We start from the raw sequence: 391 nt of genomic DNA, 5'->3' as shown, positions 1-391 counted from the left end.
GCAGGTCCAGGCCGTCGAGGCGGCGGGCCGGGCCGCCGAGCACGAAGCAGCCGCTGGAGGCGTTGTCGGCCACGGTGTCGGCGAAGCGGATGTTCCAGTTGGCGATGCGGCTGCCGACGATCTCCAGGGCCGGCAGCACCCAGCCGGTGGCATTGATAACGTCGGCGAAAGTGGTGTCGGTGCCGGGCAGGTCGCGTTCCAGCACCAGGGCGATCTCCGCTTCGATCTTCGGTTGCAGCACTTTCCCGAAGGGCACGGTTTCGTTGTCGCCATAGGCCATGTCGGCGAACAGCCCGCCGAAGTCCGGCTGGTCCACGCCCAGCTGGGCCTGCACCTTGGGGTTGGTCAGGCCGATCTTGCGGCCGACCAGGCGCCGGCCGCAGGCCAGGGC

Annotated in this window: 1 pseudogene; it reads right to left on the bottom strand. The window is 69.6% G+C overall.

Annotation, left to right across the window (positions count from 1 at the left end):
* Window positions 1–391 (bottom strand): annotated as a pseudogene (locus tag DK254_RS06520) (2-keto-4-pentenoate hydratase); the annotation flags it as partial.

Source organism: Pseudomonas sp. RW407, assembly GCF_003176655.1.
Classification (GTDB): Bacteria; Pseudomonadota; Gammaproteobacteria; order Pseudomonadales; family Pseudomonadaceae; genus Pseudomonas; species Pseudomonas delhiensis.
Note: the sequence above shows the minus strand (reverse complement) of the source record. Positions and strands in the feature narration are given on the sequence as shown.